1 rRNA gene is annotated in these 253 nt (G+C 45.5%); it reads right to left on the bottom strand.

The window, feature by feature from the left end:
* Positions 1-111, bottom strand: a 16S ribosomal RNA gene (locus FDX04_RS12205); the annotation flags it as partial.
* Between the last annotated feature and the right edge of the window lie 142 nt (positions 112-253).

The raw sequence follows: 253 nt of genomic DNA, 5'->3' as shown, positions 1-253 counted from the left end.
CCCGTCCGCCACTCGTCACCCGAGAGCAAGCTCTCTGTGCTACCGTTCGACTTGCATGTGTTAGGCCTGCCGCCAGCGTTCAATCTGAGCCATGATCAAACTCTTCAATTTAAGTTTGATGCTCGTGAATTAAACTTCGTAATGAATTACGTGTTCACTCAGAGACTTGGTATTCATTTTTCGTCTTGCGACGTTAAGAATCCGTATCTTCGAGTGCCCACACAGATTGTCTGATAAATTGTTAAAGAGCAGT

The organism is Citrobacter sp. wls615, from assembly GCF_005281355.1.
GTDB classification, from domain to species: domain Bacteria; phylum Pseudomonadota; class Gammaproteobacteria; order Enterobacterales; family Enterobacteriaceae; genus Citrobacter; species Citrobacter werkmanii.
Note: the sequence above shows the minus strand (reverse complement) of the source record. Positions and strands in the feature narration are given on the sequence as shown.